This is a genomic window from Pseudomonas sp. MWU12-2319 (genome assembly GCF_023242525.1).
Taxonomy (GTDB): Bacteria; Pseudomonadota; Gammaproteobacteria; order Pseudomonadales; family Pseudomonadaceae; genus Aquipseudomonas; species Aquipseudomonas gingeri_D.
Genome location: NZ_JALJES010000001.1, coordinates 202,431 through 222,540, shown reverse-complemented (window position 1 = coordinate 222,540; position 20,110 = coordinate 202,431). Strand labels below are relative to the sequence as shown.

Sequence of the window (20,110 nt, the reverse complement as noted above, 5' to 3'; positions counted from 1 at the left end):
AAGGCGCACCGACCAACGCCGGCGCGCCTTCGCGCTATTTCATGGAACCATCAAGAAGCAATGAGTTGCCGTAATACGTAATGCAGGATTCCCCCGGCCTTGAAGTATTCCACTTCATTAAGCGTGTCGATCCGACACAACACGTCGATTTTCTCCTGGCTGCCATCTTCACGGGTCAGGGTCAGTGGCAGGTTCATTCGCGGTTGCAGTTCGGTGCCGCTCAGTCCGCCGATACTCAGGGTTTCCCTGCCGGTCAGTTGCAGGCTCTTGCGGTTCTGGTCGAGCTTGAACTGCAAGGGCAGCACACCCATGCCCACCAGGTTGGAACGGTGGATACGCTCGAAACTCTCGGCGATCACCGCCTTGACTCCCAGCAGGTTGGTGCCCTTGGCGGCCCAGTCTCGGCTCGAGCCGGTGCCGTATTCCTGGCCGGCAATCACCACCAGTGGCGTGCCTTCGGCCTGATAACGCATGGCCGCGTCATAGATCGGCAGTTTTTCGCCGGACGGTACATGGAAGGTATTGCCACCTTCCTCGCCGCCGAGCATTTCGTTGCGGATGCGGATATTGGCAAAGGTGCCGCGCATCATCACTTCATGGTTGCCACGGCGTGAACCGTAGGAGTTGAAGTCCCGGGGTTCCACGCCCAGTTCGCGCAGATAACGTCCGGCGGGACTGTCGGCCTTGATATTGCCGGCGGGGGAGATGTGGTCGGTGGTCACCGAGTCGCCGAGCAGGGCCAGTACCCGTGCGCCTTCGATATCTTCGATCACCGGCAGGGGCCCGGCGATATTGTCGAAGAACGGCGGGTGCTGGATATAGGTCGAGTCCTTCTGCCAGACATAGGTGGCGGCCTGGGGGACTTCAATGGCCTGCCACTGGGCGTCGCCGGCGAAGACTTCGGCGTACTCCTTGTGGAACATGGCGGTATCGACCTGGGCCACCGCGTCAGCGATTTCCTTCTGGCTCGGCCAGATATCCCGCAGGTACACCGGCTTGCCGTCCTGGTCTTCACCGAGCGGTTCGTGGCTGATATCGATGCGCACGCTGCCGGCCAGGGCGTAGGCCACCACCAGTGGCGGCGAGGCCAGCCAGTTGGTCTTCACCAACGGGTGCACCCGGCCCTCGAAGTTACGGTTGCCGGACAACACCGAGGCGACGGTGAGGTCGGACTGGGTAATGGCTTTTTCAATCGGCTCGGGCAACGGCCCGGAGTTGCCGATGCAGGTGGTGCAGCCATAACCCACCAGGGCGAAGCCCAGTTCGTCGAGGTAGCGGGTCAGGCCGGCGGCCTTGTAGTAGTCGGTTACCACCTTGGAGCCGGGGGCCAGGGAACTCTTGACCCAGGGTTTGCGTTTCAGGCCTTTTTCCACGGCCTTCTTGGCCACCAGTCCGGCGGCCATCATCACGCTGGGGTTGGAAGTGTTGGTGCAGGAGGTAATGGCGGCAATGACCACCGCGCCATTTTTCAACCGGTAGGTTTGGCCTTCATAGCTGTAGTCGGCTTCACCGACCATATCCGCATTGCCCACCGCGACACCGCCGCCGCCTTCGCTTTCCAGGCGGCCTTCGTCCTTGTGCACGGGTTTGAATTGCAGCGCCATGAAGTCGTTGAAGGCTTGCGCGACATCCGGCAGCGACACCCGGTCCTGCGGACGTTTTGGCCCGGCCAGGCTGGCTTCGACGCTGGCCATGTCGAGGGCCAGGCTGTCGCTGAAGGCCGGCTCATGGCCCGGCAGCCGCCACAGGCCCTGGGCCTTGCTGTAGGCCTCCACCAGCTTGACGGTTTCGCTCGGCCGGCCGGACAGGCGCAGGTAATCCAGCGTCACCTCGTCCACCGGGAAGAAACCGCAGGTGGCGCCGTATTCCGGGGCCATGTTGGCGATGGTCGCGCGGTCCGCGAGGGGCAGTTCGGCGAGACCATCGCCGTAGAACTCGACAAACTTGCCGACCACGCCTTTCCTGCGCAGCATCTGGGTCACCGTCAGCACCAGGTCGGTGGCGGTGATACCTTCCTTGAGCTTGCCGGTGAGCTTGAAACCTATCACTTCGGGAATCAGCATCGACACCGGCTGGCCAAGCATCGCCGCTTCCGCCTCGATGCCGCCGACGCCCCAGCCGAGCACGCCGAGACCGTTGATCATGGTGGTGTGGGAGTCGGTGCCGACCAGGGTATCGGGGAAGGCATAGGTGCGGCCATCCTCATCCTTGGTCCAGACGGTTCGGCCGAGGTACTCGAGGTTGACCTGATGGCAGATCCCGGTGCCCGGCGGCACCACGCTGAAATTGTCGAAGGCGTTCTGGCCCCAGCGCAGGAAGGCGTAGCGTTCGCCGTTGCGCTCCATTTCGATATCGACGTTCTCGCCGAAGGCCTGCGGCGTGGCGAATTTGTCGACCATCACCGAGTGGTCGATCACCAGGTCGACGGGGGAGAGCGGGTTGATCCGCTGCGGATCGCCGCCGGCCTTGGCCACGGCGGCGCGCATGGCGGCCAGGTCGACCACCGCCGGCACCCCGGTGAAGTCCTGCATCAGCACCCGGGCCGGGCGGTACTGGATTTCCCGGTCGGAGCCGCGGGTCTTGAGCCAGGCGGCGATGGCCTTGAGGTCGGCGCCGGTGACGGTCTTGTCGTCTTCCCAACGCAGCAGGTTTTCCAGCAGGACCTTGAGCGACATCGGCAGCTTGTCCAGGTTGCCGAGGGACTTGGCGGCATCCGGGAGGCTGAAATAGTGGTAGGTCTTGGTGCCTACCTCCAGGGTTTTAAGGGTTTTCAGGCTATCGAGGGAGGACATGAAATGACTCCTTGAGGCCCGCACGGCACGGGCCGGGTGGAACGAACAGAGCCTTAACGCTAGCTCCGATCGGGAAAACTGGCTAGTTACTGGACTCTATGGGCAGGTCCAAGGTTCCGAACTCGGCTATGATGCGCCGGTTTTAGTGACAGGCTGAGTTCAATGAACACCCTTTTTATGCATTGCCGTCCGGGCTTCGAAGGCGAAGTCTGCTCGGAGATTTCCGAGCACGCCGCGCGCCTGGACGTCCCGGGCTACGCCAAGGCCAAGACCAACAGTGCCTGCGCCGAGTTCGTCTGCAGCGACGACGACGGCGCCCGTCGTCTGATGAACGGCTTGCGTTTCGCCGAGTTGATCTTCCCCCGGCAGTGGGCGCGCGGGCGGTTTATCGACCTCCCGGAAACCGACCGTATCAGCGTGATCCTCGCTGAATTGGCGGCGTGGCCGACGTTCGGCAGCCTCTGGCTGGAAGTGGTCGATACCAACGATGGCAAGGAACTCTCGAACTTCTGCAAGAAATTCGAAGGCCCGCTGCGCAAGGCCCTGGTCCAGGCCGGCAAGCTGGTGGAGGACTCGCTCAAGCCGCGCCTGTTGCTGACCTTCAAGAGCGGTCGGGAAGTCTTCCTCGGCCTGGCCGACGCGGACAATTCGGCGATGTGGCCGATGGGCATTCCCCGGCTCAAGTTCCCCAGGAGCGCCCCGAGCCGCTCGACCCTCAAGCTGGAAGAGGCCTGGCACCACTTTATCCCCCGCGACCAGTGGGACGAGCGCCTGCACAGCGACATGACCGGCGTCGACCTCGGCGCCGCGCCCGGCGGCTGGACCTGGCAACTGGTCAACCGGGGCATGCTGGTGACCGCCATCGACAACGGTCCCATGGCCGAAAGCCTGATGGATACCGGCCTGGTCCAGCATCTGATGGCCGACGGCTTCACCTTCAAGCCGAAACAGCCGGTGGACTGGATGGTCTGCGATATCGTCGAGAAACCGGCGCGCAATGCCGCCTTGCTCGAGACCTGGATCGGCGAGGGGCATTGCCGCGAGGCGGTGGTCAACCTCAAGTTGCCGATGAAGCAGCGTTATGCCGAAGTCCGGCGTTTGCTGGAGCGTATCGAAGAGGGCTTCAAGGCCCGTGGCATCCGGGTGGAGATCGGCTGCAAGCAGCTGTACCACGACCGTGAGGAAGTGACCTGCCACTTGCGTCGACTGGATGTGAAAAAAGCTAGATAATGCCGGCCTGGTTTCAGGAGTGAAGCATGACCCAACCCCACGACCCCGCCGTTGACGGCACCCTCGACGCCACCGGGCTCAATTGCCCGGAGCCGGTGATGATGTTGCACCAGCATATCCGCGACCTGGCGCCGGGGGGGCTGCTCAAGGTGATCGCCACCGATCCGTCGACCCGTCGCGATATCCCCAAGTTCTGCGTGTTTCTCGACCATGAACTGGTGGAGCAGCGCGAAGAGGCCGGTACCTACCTGTACTGGATTCGCAAGAAGCTCGACTAGGCCGTCGAGCGGCTCATCCGGATCCGCCTGCGCGCGCTGCGTACCAGGCGGATCGAGAGCATCACCGCCGCGCACGACAATCCCACGATCAAACCCTGCCACAGCCCGCTCGGGCCACTCGGCGCACCCAGCCAGTCGGTCAAACCGAGGGCGTAGCCCACCGGCAAACCGATGCCCCAATAGGCGAACAACGTCAGGATCATGGTCACCCGGGTGTCCTGGTAACCGCGCAAGGCCCCGGCCGCCGTGACCTGGATCACATCCGAGATCTGGAACAGCGCCGAATACACGATCAGCATGGTTGCCACCTGGATCACCCGCGGATCGTTGGTGTAGAGGGTCGCCAGGTGTTCGCGAAACAGCAGCATCAGGCTCGCCGACAAACAGCCATAAGCCAGCGCCGTGGCCACTCCAACCCCAGCGGTAAAGCGCGCTTCACGGGGCTGTTCGCGGCCCAGGGCCTGGCCGACCCGTACGGTGATGGCCATGCTCAGGGAGTAGGGGACCATAAATACCAGCGAGCTGATGTTCAGGGCGATCTGGTGTCCGGCCACCACCGTGGCGCCGAGGCTGCCGATCAGCAGGGCGATCACCGAGAAGATGCTGGCCTCGGCGAATACCGCGATGCCGATGGGCAGGCCGATATTCAGCAACCGCTTGATCACCGCCCACTGCGGCCACTCGAAATGGCTGAATACCTGGCTCGGCCGATAGACCTTGGCCCAGCGCACCCAGCCGGCCATGCCGAACAGCATGCACCACATCACGATCGCCGTGGCCCAGCCGCAGCCCGGTCCGCCCATGGCCGGCACGCCGAAGTGCCCGTAGATGAACACGTAGTTCAGCGGAATATTCAGCGCCAGCCCGCACAGGCCCAGGACCATGCTCGGCCGGGTGCGGCCCATGCCGTCGCTGCAGCAGCGCAGCACGTGATAGAGCGCCACCGTCGGCAGGCCGATGCCGATGCCGCGCAGGTAGTCCATGCACGGGCCGATCAGTTCCGGGTCGACCTTCATCAAATGCAGGACCGGCTCGGCGTTGTAGAGGATCACGCCCGCCGCCAGGCCCACCACCAGCGCCAGCCACAGGGCCTGGCGCACCAGCGGGCCGATCTCGGCCGGGGTTCCGGCGCCATGGCGCTGGGCGACCTTGGGGGTGGTCGCCAGGAGGATGCCGGTCATCAACAGGAACACCGGCACCCAGATCGAGTTGCCCAGCGCCACCGCTGCCAGGTCGCGTGGGCCGACCCGGCCGGCCATCACCGCGTCGACGAAGCCCATGGCGGTATGCGCCAGCTGGGCAATGATGATCGGCAGGGCCAGGCCCAGCAGGTTACGCAGTTCCAGGCGGACCCGGGCCGGTCGACTCAGAGGCGGGGTGTCAGATGTTGCAGTGAGGCTGTTCACCGATGATGTATCCAGGCATGACGCGAAAAGCCGCCGATTCTACCTGTTGACGCAGGAGTCAGGTAATCGCCGGTTGTAGCTCATTTGTAAGGTCGAAGTTCCGCCAGGGACAGGAGGCTTGACGCTTGGCTGGCCCTCGGACGCTGACTGCGCCTACACTGCGCCCTTGCCCAAGGAGCCTGCCATGCTGATTGTTGCCGACGAAAATATTCCCCTGATCGATGCCTTCTTTGCCGGTTTTGGCGAGATCCGTCGCTTGCCGGGCCGCAGCATCGACCGGGCGGCGGTGGCCGAGGCGGATGTGTTGCTGGTGCGTTCGGTGACCTCGGTCAGCCGCGAGTTGCTCGAAGGCAGCCCGGTGCGCTTTGTCGGCACCTGCACCATCGGCACCGACCACCTGGACCTCGACTACTTCGAACAGGCCGGCATTCACTGGTCCAGCGCCCCCGGCTGCAATGCTCGTGGAGTGGTCGACTATGTGCTGGGCAGCCTGCTGACCCTGGCGGAAATCGAAGGCGCGGACCTTACCGCGCGCACCTATGGGGTGGTCGGCGCGGGTGAAGTCGGCGGGCGGCTGATCAAGGTCCTGCGCGGGCTGGGCTGGAACGTCCTGGTCTGCGACCCGCCGCGGCAGGCGGCTGGAGGCGGCGATTATGTCAGCCTGGAGCAGATCATCGAGCAGTGCGATGTAATCAGCCTGCACACGCCCTTGACCCGCACGGGCGAGCAACCCACCTGGCATCTGCTCGATCGCCGGCACCTGGAGCAGCTCAGGCCCGGTACCTGGCTGATCAACGCCGCGCGCGGTCCGGTGGTGGACAACGCCGCGTTGCGCGAAGTGCTGCTGGAGCGTGAGGACCTGCAGGCGGTGCTGGACGTCTGGGAGGCCGAGCCGCAAGTGGATGTCGCCCTGGCCGAGTTGTGCGTACTGGGCTCGCCGCATATCGCCGGGTACAGCCTCGACGGCAAGCAACGCGGTACCGCGCAGATCTACCAGGCGTTCTGCGCCTTCCTCGACCAGGCTCCCACGGTCGGTCTCGATGAACTGTTGCCCAAGCCCTGGCTGGTGCAGGTCACCCTCAATGCCGGTAGCGACCCGGCCTGGGCCATGGCGATGATCTGTCGCGGGGTCTATGACCCACGGCGTGACGATGCGGATTTCCGCCGCAGCCTGACCGGCAACGTGGCCGAGCAGAAGGTCGCGTTCGACCTGCTGCGCAAACACTATCCCGAGCGCCGGGAAATCGAAGGCTTGCCGGTGAAGATCAACGGCGACGACGAAGTGCTGCGCAAGCTGGTGTTGGCCCTGGGGGCTGTCCTGTTGTAGACGCAGGCATAAAAAACCCGGCAGCGAGGCCGGGTCAAGGGGGAGTTCGGGCTGTCAGTCTTGCTCAGCAGGCTTGACCAAGCGCTGTTCCAGTTCGCGGCAGGCGTCCTGGATCATTTCTTCGGTGATCGGCACTTCACGGCCCTGTGCGTCGATAATCGCGCAGCCCAATTTCTGCGGGCAGGGACGAATCACCGGAATCTGGTTGTTGCTGCTGTTTTGCAAATCCATGGCCTGTCTCCTCGCTCAGGTTTCGTCATCAGGTTCAGTTAAAGATTATAAGCGTCGCATGACCAGCCTGTGACAACAGGCTACAAGCAGGGCCACGGCACCAGTGCAGCAGAAACCGCCCGTCACCGCCAGAGAGGCTTTAGACCAATACTTTCTAGGGATTAGCATGCACGGTCATAATTAATCCGATTGATTGCGTTTTGCATAAGTTCCTTCCCGGTTCGGTGTAGGCTCTGTCTTCGTCGCCCAACGGATTCCTTGCCCATGCTCTCTGCACGCCATCGCCGCGCCATTCGCCTGGCCAGTCGTTTTGTCGCCCCTTATCGCTGGCAGGCGGCCGGCGCCCTGGTGGCGCTGATCGTCACCGCCGCCATCACCCTGTCCATGGGCCAGGGTATCCGCCTGCTGGTGGACAAGGGGTTCATGACCCAGTCGCCGCAGTTGCTCAACCAGTCCATCGGCTTGTTCATGTTGCTGGTCCTGGGCCTGGCGGTGGGCACTTTCGCGCGGTTCTACCTGGTGTCCTGGATTGGCGAGCGGGTGGTGGCGGATATTCGTCGGCAGGTGTTCAACCACCTGATCTACCTGCACCCGGGGTTCTACGAGAACAACCGCAGTTCGGAAATCCAGTCACGCCTGACCGCCGACACCACGCTGTTGCAGTCGGTGATCGGCTCGTCGCTCTCGCTGTTCCTGCGCAATGCACTGATGGTGATTGGCGGGGTGGTGCTGCTGTTTATCACCAACCCCAAGCTCACCAGCATCGTGGTGGTCGCCTTGCCGCTGGTGCTGGTGCCGATCCTGATCTTTGGTCGCCGGGTGCGTGGCCTGTCGCGGCTGAGCCAGGATCGGGTTGCCGATGTCGGCAGCTATGTCAGCGAAACCCTTGGCCAGATCAAGACCGTGCAGGCCTACAACCACCAGGTGCAGGACGAGCAGCGCTTCGCCGTGACCGTCGAGCAGGCCTTCGAGACGGCGCGCAAGCGCATCGTGCAACGGGCCTGGCTGATTACCCTGGTGATCGTGCTGGTGCTGGGCGCGGTGGCGGTGATGCTCTGGGTCGGCGGCATGGATGTGATGGCCGGGAAGATTTCCGGCGGTGAACTGGCGGCCTTTGTCTTCTACAGCCTGATCGTCGGCAGCGCCTTCGGCACCCTCAGCGAGGTGATTGGTGAGTTGCAGCGGGCGGCGGGAGCGGGGGAGCGGATCGGTGAGTTGTTGCAGTCGAGCAATGAAATCACCGCGCCGGTCGGCGGTGGGGTGAAGCTGGCCGAACGGGTCAGCGGCAACCTGGTGCTGGAGAATCTGCGCTTCAGCTACCCCTCGCGTCCGGACAGCCATGCCATCGATGGCCTGAACCTGACAGTCAGGGCTGGAGAAACCCTGGCCCTGGTCGGGCCCTCGGGGGCGGGTAAATCCACGGTGTTCGACCTGTTGCTGCGTTTCTACGATCCACAACAGGGGCGCCTGCTGCTCGACGGTCAGCCCTTGACCGAGCTGGACCCGCAGGACTTGCGTCGTTGTTTTGCGCTGGTTTCGCAAAGCCCGGCGCTGTTCTTTGGCAGCGTCGAGGAAAATATCCGCTACGGCAACCCGGCGGCCAGCGACGCCCAGGTCCGCGAGGCGGCACGTATCGCCCATGCCCACGAATTTATCGAGCAAATGCCCGATGGCTATCGCACGCACCTGGGGGATGGTGGGTTGGGGCTGTCCGGCGGCCAACGGCAACGCCTGGCGATTGCCCGGGCATTGCTGGTGGATGCGCCGATCCTGTTGCTGGACGAAGCCACCAGTGCCCTCGATGCCCAGAGCGAACACTTGATTCAGGAAGCGCTGCCAAGCCTGATGCACGGCCGCACCACCCTGGTGATCGCCCATCGCCTGGCCACGGTGCAGAACGCCGACCGGATCGCGGTGATGGACCAGGGCAAGCTGGTGGCGATCGGCACCCACTCCCAGTTGATCGCGAGCAACCCGTTGTACGCGCGGCTGGCGGCGTTGCAGTTCAATGCGCGGGAGTCCGTGGTGCACGAGTGATGTGCTTGGACTTCCAGGTTCGGGCATTATGACGACCTTCGCCAGCCATCCCGGATGAGGATATGTCCTGCTATCAGCCGCCTTTGACCTTGACGCCCCGCATGTTTTCGCTGGTAGTCGGTATCAGTGAGCAACTGGGGCAGTTGTCGGCGGTGCGCAACGACCAGCTCACGCCACAACTGCGTCGCGGCAATCGTATCCGGACGATCCAGGCGTCGTTGGCCATCGAGAACAACACCTTGAGCCTGGAGCAGGTCACGGCGGTACTCGATGGCAAGAAGGTCCTGGGGTTGCCGCGGGAAATCCAGGAAGTGCGCAACGCCTTTGCGGCCTATGAGGCGATGCCGGATTGGCGACCCGAGAGTCGAGATGTCGCGTCTTGAGCTGAACCATCGCGCGAGCTTTCGCAGCACTTATCTGGGACCGGCGCTGGTGTCCGGGTGTGTGGAGATGACGGACCCGGACTCACCGCGCAGTCCTGCGCAGAAGTATCGGTTGACCGAGAAGGGGCGGGCCAGGGTTCGCCCTTGACCACCTGGCATCGGGACAATGCCAGACGGGATGTTCTCAAGGGCTGGGGACAGTCAGCGTTGCTGACTCAGCGGTATTCGCACAGATAAGCGGTGTCCACGGCGACTTTCAGCTGGAACTTGCTGTTGGCCGGTACGTTGAACTGGCTGCCGGTTTCGAAGGTTTCCCAGGTGCTGCTGTCGGGCAGCTTGACGGTCAGGGAACCGGAGATCACGTGCATGATCTCGCGCTGGGCGGTGCCGAATTCGTATTCGCCCGCGGCCATCACGCCGATGGTGGCGGCGCCTTCGGCTTGTGCGAAGGCAATCGACTTGACGGTGCCGTCGAAGTACTCGTTGACTTTAAACATGGGCGATTCCTCGAAATGAGCTGAAAAATTGGGCCGATCAGTATGCCCAAGGCGTTTTGCCTCGTCACGCGTTGAAGAGGGGTATTCAGTTCGGCAGGCTCAACGGCAGCAGGCGCGCGGTATTGCGTGCATCCTCCAGTGCCCGGTGCTGCTGGCCATTGAATTGCAGTCCGGCCAGTTGCAAGGCGCCGTTCAGGCCCAGCGGCCGCTCCAGGCGCCTTGCCTTGGCGAAGCGCTGCTTGAGGTTGATATGCGGCACCTGGCCCAGGGCACTCGACAGCCCGAGCTGTCGCCAGTCCTGTTCCAGCTGCCGACGGTCGTAGTCGCCCCAGCTGGCCCAGCCTTCCAAGCGCGTCTGGTGCTGGCCCAGCCAGCGCTCGAACAGCGGCCAGACCTCGCCCAGTGGCGCCGCACCGTCGATCTGCGCCTGGCTGATATGGGTCAGCTCGCGGCAGAAGAGGGTCAGCAGGGGACGGCGCAGGGGCCTGACAAAACGCTGGAAGTGGTCCAGCTCGCGGCCTTCACGGTTGACCAGGGTGGCGCCGATTTCGATGATTTCCATCTCGGCCAGCGGCCAGCCCCCATCATCCGTCGTGGCTTCCAGATCAATCACCAGCCAGTGGGGCATCTCAAGCTCCGAATACAGCATCCTAGTCGGACTCAAGCGTAGCCAAAGGCGCTTGATCCGCCTAGCGGCTTATTCGACTTCCAGCAGGATCTGGCGGTTTTTTACCTGATCGCCCTGGATAACCCGTACTCGCCGCACCACACCCTCCACTCCTGACTTGAGCGGATGCTCCATTTTCATGGCCTCCAGCACCAGCAGCAGCTGGCCTTTGCTGACCGGGCTGCCTTCGCTGACCAGTACCTGGACGATGGCGCCGTCCATCGGTGCTTGCAGTGTGCCCGAGCCGATAGCGCCCGGTGCTTGCACGGGGGCGTGGGTACGATCGCGCAGGTGCAGGCTGCCGGGGCCGGTGCAAAGCCAGAGCTGGTCGCCGTCAAGGCGGTAGGCGTAGCGCCGGAGCACACCGTCGATCTGCACCCGTACCCAGCGTGCATCGCGCTCCAGTATCCGTAGTTCGACGCGCTCATCGGCTCGTTGAACCCGCAGTGCCGCGCCGGGACGATCGGTGAGCAACAGATCGAAGTGGCTGTCTTCCAGCGCCAGTCGACAGGGGCGCGGGACGCTGGCGGTGTTGCTCCAGCCCGAGAGCCCGGGCGCATGCCGGTCAGCCGCCTGCCGATAGAACAGCGCGGCGGCCAGGGCCAGTTCCACCGTCGAGGGGACATAACTTGGGTGTTCACTGAAATGTTCGTCGATAAAGGCGGTACTGAATCGGCCTTCGACAAAGCGCGGATGTTTCAGCAACCGCACCAGCAGACGCTGATTGCTGGCAATCCCCAGCAGCACGCAATCCTCGACCGTCCGCAACAATTTGCGCCGGGCTTCTTCGCGGGTTGCGCCGTGGGCGATCAGCTTGCCCAGCAGTGGATCATAGAACGGGCTGATGGCGTCGCCCTCGACCAGGCCGTGATCGATCCGTACGCCCGCCATCGGTGCCGGTTCCCAGCCGAGGATCCGTCCGGTTTGCGGGAGGAAGTCCCGGGTCGGATCCTCCGCATACAGGCGCACTTCAATGGCATGGCCCTTGAACTCGACCTGTTCCTGGCGCAGCGGCAGCGGCAGGCCGGCGGCGACATTGATCTGCCAGGCCACAAGGTCCAGGCCGGTGATCATTTCGCTGACCGGGTGTTCGACCTGCAAGCGGGTGTTCATTTCCAGGAAATAGAACCGGCCGCTGGCATCCAGCAGGAATTCCACGGTGCCGGCACCGACATAGTTCACCGCGCGGCCGGCCTTCAGCGCCGCCTCGCCCATGGCCTGGCGCAGTTCGGCGGTCATCACCGGGCAGGGCGCCTCCTCGATGACCTTCTGGTGACGGCGCTGGATCGAGCAGTCCCGTTCGCCGAGATGGATCAGCTGGCCATGCTGGTCGCCGAACAGCTGGATTTCCACATGGCGCGGTTCGACCAGCGCCTGTTCCAGGATCAGTTCGTCGCTGCCGAAGGCGTTCAGGGCTTCCGAGCGGGCGGAGTGGAGCTGTTGCGCCAACTCCTCGGTCCGTTGCACCAGGCGCATGCCGCGTCCGCCGCCGCCGGCGCTGGCCTTGATCATCAACGGATAACCGAGGCGTTCGGCTTCGCGGGCGAGGGTCGCGTCATCCTGTTCCGCACCCTGGTAGCCGGCGATGCACGGTACGCCGGCGGCGAGCATGGCGATTTTCGACAGGCGCTTGCTGCCCATCAGGGCGATGGCGGCGGGGCTGGGGCCGATAAAAGTCAGGCCGGCGTCCAGGCAGGCCTGGGCGAAGGCGGCGTTTTCCGAGAGCAGGCCGTAGCCGGGGTGGAGTGCATCGGCACCGGTCTTGCGGGCGGCGTCGAGCAGGGCGGCGCTGTTCAGGTAGGACTGGGTGACCGGGGGTGGGCCGATGCAGACTGCTTCGTCGGCCAGTTGCACATGGCGGGCCTGGGTGTCGGCTTCGCTGAACACGGCAACGGTGCGATAGCCCAGGGCCTGGGCGCCGAGGATGATCCGACAGGCGATTTCACCGCGATTGGCGATCAGGATTTTATGGAAGGCGGGCATGGGGGGCATCCTCGGGTGAATGGGTTGTCAGTGAGGCCGTCTTCGCGGGCAAGCCCTGCTCCTACAAATTTGTGTCGTACTCTCGTTTTGTGTTCGACTCGGATCTGTAGGAGCAGGGCTTGCCCGCGAAGCTTTTCAGGGCTGCCAACGCGGTGCCCGTTTCTGCACAAAGGCCAATGTCCCCTCGGCCCCTTCCTCTCCGGTCACCGCCTGTGCAAACCACTCGGCCGCCCGGTCCAGCAAAGGCCCCAGCGGCTGCTCATCGAGCAACAACGCCTTGGTCAGCGCATTCGCCCCCGGCGCGCAGCGCAGCACCTGGACGATCACTGTCTCCAGGCGTGTGTCCAGGGCCTGCTCGTCCGCCTCGACAAAATGCACCAGCCCCAAACGTCCGGCCTCATTCCCATCGAGCCGTGCCGCAGTCAGTGCCAATCGCCGTGCCTGGGTCAAACCGATCCGCCTTACCACGAACGGCGCAATCTGCGCCGGTAATACCCCCAGGCTGGTTTCCGGCAAGCCCAAGCCGGCGCTGCTCTGGGCGATGGCGATATCGCTGACACAAGCCAATCCCAAACCGCCACCCAGCACCGCCCCTTGCAGCACGGCGATCACCACCTGCGGGGCGCTCTGGGTTTCCTCCAGCAAGGCACCGAATGCCCGGTTCAACTCACGGCAGGCCTCCACACCAGCGTCCCGCGCCCGGGCCATATCCTGAAGATCGCCACCGGCACAGAAATGCCCGCCGGCGCCCCGCAACACCAGCACGCGAACGCTGTGATCAAGGCGCACGGCGGCGAGGGTCGCGCGCAGCTCGTCGACCATCTGCCGGTTCATCGCGTTACGGCTGTCCGGACGAGCAAGGGTGATCCGCAGCACGCCGCCTTCCAAAGCCAGGCGCAAGGTCCGGCACACCGGCAGGGCAATCACCGCTTTTTCCCCGGCAAGCTGCCCATCAACTTGCAGATGATCCCCAGCATGATCTCGTCGGCACCGCCGCCAATCGACACCAGGCGCATATCGCGATAGGCCCGGGCCACCGGGTTGTCCCACATAAAGCCCATGCCGCCCCAATATTGCAGGCAACTGTCGCTGACCTCGCGACCCAGGCGCCCGGCCTTGAGCTTGGCCATGGAGGCCAACCGGGTCACATCCTGCCCGTTGATGTACTGCTCGGTGGCCTGGTAGACCAGCGCCCGCAGCGCTTCAATCTCGGTCGACAGCTCCGCCAGGCGGAAGTGAATGACCTGGTTGTCGATCAGCGGTGCGCCGAAGGTCTGGCGCTCCTTGCAGTAGACCAGGGTACTGTCGACGCAATACTCCAGTCCCTTGATCATATTGGCCGCGCCGAACAGCCGTTCCTCCTGGAACTGCAACATCTGCATCATGAAACCCGCGCCTTCCTGGCCGATGCGGTTGCGCTGGGGCACCCGCACATTGTCGAAAAACACCTGGGCGGTTTCCGAACTGCGCATGCCGAGCTTGTCCAGGTGCGGGCTAAGGCTGATCCCGGGACTGTCCATCGGCACCATGATCAACGACTTGTTCAGATGTGGCTTGTCGTCCGAGGTATTGGCCAGCAGGCACATGAAGTCGGCGCAGGGCGAATTGGTGATCCACATCTTGCTGCCGTCGATCACATAGTCGTCGCCGTCCTTGCGCGCGCGGGTCTTGAGCCCGGCGACATCGGAGCCGGCACCGACCTCGGACACGCCGATGCAACCCACCTGTTCGCCACGGATCGCCGGAATAAGGAACTGCTCGCGCAGTTCATCGGAACCGAAGCGCGCCAGGGCCGGGGTGCACATATCGGTCTGCACGCCGATGGACATGGGAATCCCGCCGCAATGAATGGTGCCGAACTCCTCGGCGGCGACGATGGAATAGCTGTAGTCCAGGCCCAGGCCGCCGAAGGCTTGCGGCTTGGAGATACCGAGCAGGCCCAGCTCGCCGGCCTTGCGGAAAATCTCATGAATGGGAAAGCGTCCGGCTTTCTCCCACTCGTCGACATGGGGGTTGATATCGCGTTCGACGAACTGGCGCACGGTGCGCCGCAGGGCTTCATGTTCCTGGGTGAAGATCATTTCCTTGTGCTCCGTGATCGTTGATCAGAACCGCGCCACGCCAAAGCTATTGGGTTGTAGCTGACGAACCTCGGCTTCGTGGCAGATATCCAGCAAATAACCCAGCAGCGTGCGACTGTCCCGAGGGTCTATCAGACCGTCGTCCCACAGGTTGGCCGTGCCGTAGAGCGCGGTGGACTGGCTGTCGAGCTTTTGCGCGGTCATCTGCTCCAGCCCGTCGAGCATCTTGGTGTCGGGCACCAGGCCGTCCTTGAGCTGCCGCGCCTCGGTGACGATGCGCAGCACCTTGCCGGCCTGGGCGCCGCCCATCACCGCCGTACGGCTGCCGGGCCAGGCGAATATAAAACGCGGGTCCAGGCCGCGGCCGCACATGGCGTAGTTGCCGGCGCCATAGGAACCGCCGACCACCAGGGTCAATTTCGGCACCCGGGCATTGGCCACCGCCTGGATCATCTTCGCCCCGTGCTTGATCACTCCTTGTTGCTCGGCCTCGGTGCCGACCATAAAACCGGTGGTGTTATGCAGGAACACCAGGGGCGTGCGGCTCTGGTCGCAGAGCTGGATAAACTGCGCCGCCTTGCTCGCGCCCTTGGGCGTGATCGGGCCGTTATTGCCGATCAGGCCGCAGGGCCGGCCCTGGATCTGCAGATGGCCGCAGATTGTCTGGGTGTCGAACTCGGCCTTGAATTCGAGGAAGTTCGAGCCGTCGGCCAGGCGGGCGACGATCTCGCGCACGTCATAGGGTTTTTTCGGGTCGTCGGGGATCAGTCCGAGCAGCTCGTCGATGGGGTAGAGCGGTTCGGTCCAGGTCCTGGCGGCTGTGATCGGCAGTCGGTCGTTCCAGGGCAGTTGGGCGATGATTTCCCGGGCGATACGCACGCCGTCGGCATCGTTTTGCGCCAGGTATTCCGCGGTGCCGGCCACCTGGGCATGCATCTGCGCGCCGCCGAGTTCCTCGTCGGTCGCCACTTCACCGGTGGCCGCCTTGAGCAATGGGGGACCTGCGAGAAACAAGCGGGCCTTGCCACGGACCACCACCACGTAATCCGAGAGCCCCGGTTGATAGGCGCCGCCCGCCGTCGCCGAGCCGTGGACCACGGTGATCTGTGGCAGGCCCATTGCCGACATCCGCGCTTGATTGGCGAAACTGCGCGCGCCTTCGACGAAAATCTCCGCCGCGTAGTTGAGGTTGGCCCCGCCGCTTTCGGCCAGGGTGATCACCGGCAGTTTGTTTTCCAGGGCAATCTGTTGCAGGCGCAGGGTCTTTTTCAGGCCGCTGGGGGAAATGGTCCCGCCCTTGATCGCGCTGTTGTTGACTACCACCAGCACGCGCACGCCGCAGACATGGCCGATACCGGCAATCAGGCCGCCACCGGCGAGGCTGCCATCCTTGTCGTCGTGCAACTTGTAGCCGGCGAGGCTGGCCAGTTCGAGAAACGGCGCGCCGGGGTCGAGCAGCAGGTTCAGGCGTTCCCGGGGCAGCAACTGACCCCGGCCGGTGAATTTCTCCCGCGCGCTTTCGGCCTTGTCCAGCAGGTTCTGTTCCAGTTGGCGGATCTGCCCGAGGCCGGCGAGCATGGCCTGGCGATGACGGGCGAAATCCTCGCCATGGTCATCGAGCCGGGATTCGATTACGGGCATGGGATTCTCCTGGGTGCTTGATCGAACAGGGATGCACAGGTCACGGTGACAGTCCTCAAGCCAGTTGATCGGCAATCTGTCGTGGCACGGGAATCTGGATTTCCAACAGTTGCTGGGCGAAGGCCTTGCCCTGGGGATCGATGCGCAAGCTGGCGATACCGCCGCCGCCCAGGGCGTTTTCCAGCAGAAAATTCAGGCTGTGGCTGCCGGGCAGGTACCAGCGTTCGACACGGCCATGGGTGGGGTCGAGGACATGGCCCATCCAGTCCACCACCACCGCCGGGGTCAAGGCCTCGGCGATCCACGGCAGATAGTCGGGGTGCCGCGCCATGACCCCGATATTGCTGTGATTGCCCTTGTCGCCAGAGCGCGCCACCGCCAGTTTCACCAGGGGCACATTGGCTTCGGCACGGCCCTGTGGCCTGGGCGGTTGCAGGTCTTCGGCAATGGTTTGCATGGCGCTCGAGGCGGGCAGGGCGACGGCATGCGCCTGGCCGTCGAGATGCACGCTCAATGTGCAGGCCTCTTTATCGATCAGGAAGGAAAACAGGCGGATCAGCGGGGATACCGTGGGGCGTCCGCCGAGGATCCCGCTCAGCCCCGGGGCCATGCCGGTGGCGGCCTGGGCGATCTCCCGGGAAAACAGCAGCAGGGCCTGGCGCTCGGGATGACGCACCGCCAGCTTGATCACCACCTCGCGGCTGTCCTGGCGGCGGCCATGGGGCCCGTAGGTGGCTTCGCTGCCGAGCAGTTCGCTGCTGACTTCGCTGTAGGGCGGCCAGCCCCGGGCGCCGAGCATTTCACTGGTCTTGTCGAGGATCGCCTGGCTGACCCGGCGGGCCTTGGCCACGGCGTCAATCCCGGCCATCAGGCAGCTGGCGGTACAGCGGAATCCATCAGGATAGGTGGCGCAGACCTTGTATTGCGCGGTCGGTGGCAAGCCCCTGGCGCCGCTGACGCTGACGCGATTGGCGGCCTGCTGCACAAGCCGGACCCGGGTGAAATCGCAAATGACATCCGGCAGCAGATAGGCCCTGGGATCGCCGATTTCGTAGAGCAGTTGCTCGCCCACGGTCAGCGGCGTCACCAGACCGCCGGAACCTTCAGGCTTGCTGACAACGAAGTGGCTGTCGGCGCTGACCTCGACAATGGGAAAACCGATGTGCTCGTAGTCCGGCACCTCGCGCCAATCGGTGAAGTTGCCGCCGGTGCACTGCGCGCCGCACTCGATGATATGCCCGGCGAGGGCGGCCTGGGCCAGCTTGTCGTAGTCCTGCCAGGACCAGCCGAATTCATGCACCAGGGCGGCACTGACCAGCGCGCTGTCGACCACCCGCCCGGTGATCACCACATCCGCGCCCAGGCTTAGTGCTTGGGCGATGCCCGGCGCGCCAAGGTAGGCGTTGGTCGACACACAGTGTGCGGGCAGCGCCGTGCCATTGAACATTTCCTGGATGCCGCTCGCGGCCAGTTGCCCAAGCTGCGGTTGCAGGTCGTCGCCCAGCAGCACGGCAATCTTCAACGGTACTCCGGCGGTGTTGCAGGCTGCTTGCAGGGCCGCGGCGCAGGCCTGTGGATTGACCCCGCCGGCATTGCTGATCACGCGGATTTCCTGGCGGGCGATCTCGCCGAGCAAGGGCCGCAGGACCTCGACGAAGTCCGTCGCATAACCGGCGCCGGGGTCTTTCATCCGCGCCCCGGCCATGATCGACATCGTCACTTCCGCCAGATAGTCGAACACCAGGTAGTCCAGGCGCCCGCCTTCGACCAGTTGCGCCGCCGCGCTGCTGGTATCGCCCCAGAACGCACTGGCGCAACCGACACGAACCCTTGCCTTCATCAGAGCCGCCTCCGAAAATCCCTGGACGAGACTACCAAGCAAGCGCTTGGTTTGTAAATCCCACCGGTCCGTTCACCCCAAGCGCTTGCTTGGCTGTCCTTGTAGGCTTAAATTGCGCGCAACCTCCCTCCTGCGGTGGGCCGAGGGTGGGACGCCGTAGAGTCATGAGGAAAATGCCGTGAACGAGCAACAAGCCCAGCGTGTCATGCGCGAACTGGTCAGCGCCGGACAACTGACCGACCCGGACAGCGCCCGCGGCAAATTGCTGCAGACCGCGGCCCACCTGTTTCGCAGCCAGGGCTTCGACCGCACCACGGTGCGCGACCTGGCCAGTGCCATCGGCATCCAGTCCGGCAGCCTGTTCCATCACTTCAAAAGCAAGGACGAAATCCTGCGCGCGGTGATGGAGGAGACTATCGTTTACAACACGGCCCTGATGCGCGCGTCGCTGGCCGAAGCCGGCAGCCTGCGTGAACGGGTGCTGGCGCTGATCCGTTGTGAACTGCAATCGATCATGGGTGGCACCGGTGAAGCCATGGCGGTGCTGGTCTATGAATGGCGCTCGTTGTCCGAGCAGGGGCAGGCCAAGGTCCTGGCCTTGCGCGATCTCTACGAGCAGATCTGGCTCCAGGTGCTGGGCGAAGCCCGCGATGCCGGCTATATCAAGGGCGACGTGTTCATCACCCGGCGCTTCCTGACCGGCGCCTTGTCCTGGACCACCACCTGGTTTCGACCCCAGGGCAGCCTGACGCTGGACCAACTGGCCGAAGAGGCTTTGATGTTGATTCTCAAAGACTCGTGATGTTGCTGCGCAAGTCATTAATTAGCGGGCGGAAAGTTGTCTAAGTTGGGAAAACCGCCTAGTTTGATGCCACGATTTTTTTCCTGAGGTGTGTGCCTTTGAACGTCCTGCCTGTGCGCACGGTTTCCCGGATCCTGTTGTTGGCGCTCTCGGTGTTGGTGGTCTTGCCGGTTTCGGCGGCCCAACTGGTTCGTATCGGCGCCGCGCATTTCCCGCCCTACACCATCCGACCCGAGCAGGGCGCCGATACCGGCTTGTTGCCGCAGCTGGCCGAGGCCTTGAACAAGTTGCAGAGCGATTACCAGTTCACCCTGGTGCCGACCTCGATTCCGCGTCGTTTCGGTGATCTGCAGCAGGGCCGGACCGATATGGCGATCTTCGAGAACCCGGCCTGGGGCTGGAAGGATATTCCGCATACAGCGGTCGACATGGGGCTGGAGGACGCCGAAGTGTTTGTCGCCCAGCGTGAGCCGGGTCGCAACGAAAGCTACTTTGCCGACCTCAAGGGCAAGCGCCTGGCCCTGTTTAGCGGTTACCACTACGAGTTTGCCAGCTTCAACGCCGACCCCAAGTTCCTCGCCGACACCTACAACGCCACCCTGACGTACTCCCATGACGCCAATCTGCTGATGGTGCTGCGCGGGCGGGCCGATATCGCCCTGGTGACCCGCTCCTACCTGTCCGACTACCTGATCCGCAACCCGGATGTGGCCAAGGAGCTGCTGATCTCCGAGCGGATCGACCAGGTCTACCATCACTACGCGATCCTGCGTCCGCAAGCGCCCATCAGTGGCGAGGCGTTCGGCAAGCTGTTGCAGCGCCTGCATGACAGCGGCGAGTTGCTGAAAATCTTCCAGCCTTATCGCATCACGGTGATGCCGGCCGCTGCTGCGGTGGCGGGCCAGTAGTCCCTGC

16 protein-coding genes and 1 pseudogene are annotated in these 20,110 nt (G+C 63.8%); 7 read left to right on the top strand and 10 right to left on the bottom strand.

What is annotated here, in order from left to right; genetic code table 11:
* Positions 1 to 50: 50 nt before the first annotated feature.
* Positions 51 to 2,792 carry an aconitate hydratase AcnA gene (gene acnA / locus M5C01_RS00765; protein WP_152736994.1) on the bottom strand — a complete coding sequence of 914 codons (2,742 nt, stop codon included), beginning with the start codon at positions 2,790 to 2,792 and terminating at the stop codon, positions 51 to 53.
* Positions 2,793 to 2,954: 162 nt separating this feature from the next.
* On the opposite strand from acnA, the gene rlmM reads away from it, so the two are divergent.
* Together rlmM and tusA are read left to right on the top strand one after the other, a co-directional pair.
* The gene (rlmM, locus tag M5C01_RS00760) at positions 2,955 to 4,022 is read left to right on the top strand and encodes a 23S rRNA (cytidine(2498)-2'-O)-methyltransferase RlmM (RefSeq protein ID WP_152736993.1); all 1,068 of its coding nucleotides are present in this window, start codon (positions 2,955 to 2,957) and stop codon (positions 4,020 to 4,022) included.
* A gap of 26 nt (positions 4,023 to 4,048) precedes the next feature.
* Complete coding sequence (tusA, locus tag M5C01_RS00755; RefSeq protein ID WP_103499689.1) at positions 4,049 to 4,300, top strand: sulfurtransferase TusA; 252 nt, start codon at positions 4,049 to 4,051, stop codon at positions 4,298 to 4,300.
* On the opposite strand, the gene M5C01_RS00750 is transcribed toward tusA, so the two are convergent.
* On the bottom strand, positions 4,297 to 5,706 hold the full coding sequence (locus M5C01_RS00750) for an MATE family efflux transporter (RefSeq protein ID WP_178129726.1): 1,410 nt from the start codon (positions 5,704 to 5,706) through the stop codon (positions 4,297 to 4,299). The genes tusA and M5C01_RS00750 overlap by 4 nt on opposite strands.
* A 184-nt stretch (positions 5,707 to 5,890) precedes the next feature.
* Here M5C01_RS00750 and pdxB point away from each other — a divergent pair, with 184 nt between their 5' ends.
* Positions 5,891 to 7,033 (top strand): 4-phosphoerythronate dehydrogenase PdxB, encoded by a 1,143-nt coding sequence (gene pdxB / locus M5C01_RS00745; protein WP_152736991.1) that lies wholly within the window; start codon positions 5,891 to 5,893, stop codon positions 7,031 to 7,033.
* Between the two features lie 54 nt (positions 7,034 to 7,087).
* Here pdxB and M5C01_RS00740 read toward each other — a convergent pair whose 3' ends face one another.
* Positions 7,088 to 7,264, bottom strand: a complete 177-nt coding sequence (locus M5C01_RS00740) for a PA1571 family protein (protein WP_177103040.1) — start codon at positions 7,262 to 7,264, stop codon at positions 7,088 to 7,090.
* A 258-nt stretch (positions 7,265 to 7,522) separates the two neighbouring features.
* Here M5C01_RS00740 and M5C01_RS00735 point away from each other — a divergent pair, with 258 nt between their 5' ends.
* Positions 7,523 to 9,301, top strand: coding sequence for an ABC transporter transmembrane domain-containing protein (locus tag M5C01_RS00735; protein WP_178129725.1), 1,779 nt, complete (start codon positions 7,523 to 7,525; stop codon positions 9,299 to 9,301).
* Positions 9,302 to 9,363: 62 nt separating this feature from the next.
* Positions 9,364 to 9,669, top strand: a pseudogene (locus tag M5C01_RS00730) (Fic family protein); the annotation flags it as partial.
* Between the two features lie 230 nt (positions 9,670 to 9,899).
* Here M5C01_RS00730 and M5C01_RS00725 read toward each other — a convergent pair.
* The 7 genes from M5C01_RS00725 to M5C01_RS00695 form a co-directional block, all read right to left on the bottom strand.
* Complete coding sequence (locus M5C01_RS00725; protein ID WP_100940553.1) at positions 9,900 to 10,181, bottom strand: pyrimidine/purine nucleoside phosphorylase; 282 nt, start codon at positions 10,179 to 10,181, stop codon at positions 9,900 to 9,902.
* Positions 10,182 to 10,266: 85 nt separating this feature from the next.
* Positions 10,267 to 10,809 carry an exonuclease domain-containing protein gene (locus tag M5C01_RS00720; RefSeq protein WP_103499702.1) on the bottom strand — a complete coding sequence of 181 codons (543 nt, stop codon included), beginning with the start codon at positions 10,807 to 10,809 and terminating at the stop codon, positions 10,267 to 10,269.
* 69 nt (positions 10,810 to 10,878) lie between these two features.
* The gene (locus M5C01_RS00715; RefSeq protein ID WP_152736989.1) at positions 10,879 to 12,831 is read right to left on the bottom strand and encodes an acetyl/propionyl/methylcrotonyl-CoA carboxylase subunit alpha; all 1,953 of its coding nucleotides are present in this window, start codon (positions 12,829 to 12,831) and stop codon (positions 10,879 to 10,881) included.
* 135 nt (positions 12,832 to 12,966) lie between these two features.
* The gene (locus M5C01_RS00710) at positions 12,967 to 13,758 is read right to left on the bottom strand and encodes an enoyl-CoA hydratase-related protein (protein ID WP_103499694.1); all 792 of its coding nucleotides are present in this window, start codon (positions 13,756 to 13,758) and stop codon (positions 12,967 to 12,969) included.
* A complete protein-coding gene (gene atuD / locus M5C01_RS00705; protein WP_152736988.1) occupies positions 13,755 to 14,912 on the bottom strand; it encodes a citronellyl-CoA dehydrogenase in 1,158 nt (385 codons plus the stop codon). The genes M5C01_RS00710 and atuD overlap by 4 nt, the downstream gene beginning before the upstream one ends.
* Positions 14,913 to 14,936: 24 nt before the next feature.
* Positions 14,937 to 16,553 (bottom strand): geranyl-CoA carboxylase subunit beta, encoded by a 1,617-nt coding sequence (gene atuC, locus M5C01_RS00700; protein ID WP_152736987.1) that lies wholly within the window; start codon positions 16,551 to 16,553, stop codon positions 14,937 to 14,939.
* Positions 16,554 to 16,608: 55 nt separating this feature from the next.
* Positions 16,609 to 18,393: an acyclic terpene utilization AtuA family protein gene (locus M5C01_RS00695; RefSeq protein ID WP_152736986.1), complete on the bottom strand. Its 1,785-nt coding sequence runs from the start codon at positions 18,391 to 18,393 to the stop codon at positions 16,609 to 16,611.
* 178 nt (positions 18,394 to 18,571) lie between these two features.
* On the opposite strand from M5C01_RS00695, the gene M5C01_RS00690 reads away from it, so the two are divergent.
* Both M5C01_RS00690 and M5C01_RS00685 read left to right on the top strand, forming a co-directional pair.
* A complete protein-coding gene (locus M5C01_RS00690) occupies positions 18,572 to 19,195 on the top strand; it encodes a TetR/AcrR family transcriptional regulator (RefSeq protein WP_103499698.1) in 624 nt (207 codons plus the stop codon).
* A 98-nt stretch (positions 19,196 to 19,293) separates the two neighbouring features.
* Positions 19,294 to 20,103 (top strand): transporter substrate-binding domain-containing protein, encoded by an 810-nt coding sequence (locus tag M5C01_RS00685; RefSeq protein ID WP_152736985.1) that lies wholly within the window; start codon positions 19,294 to 19,296, stop codon positions 20,101 to 20,103.
* Positions 20,104 to 20,110 lie beyond the last annotated feature (7 nt).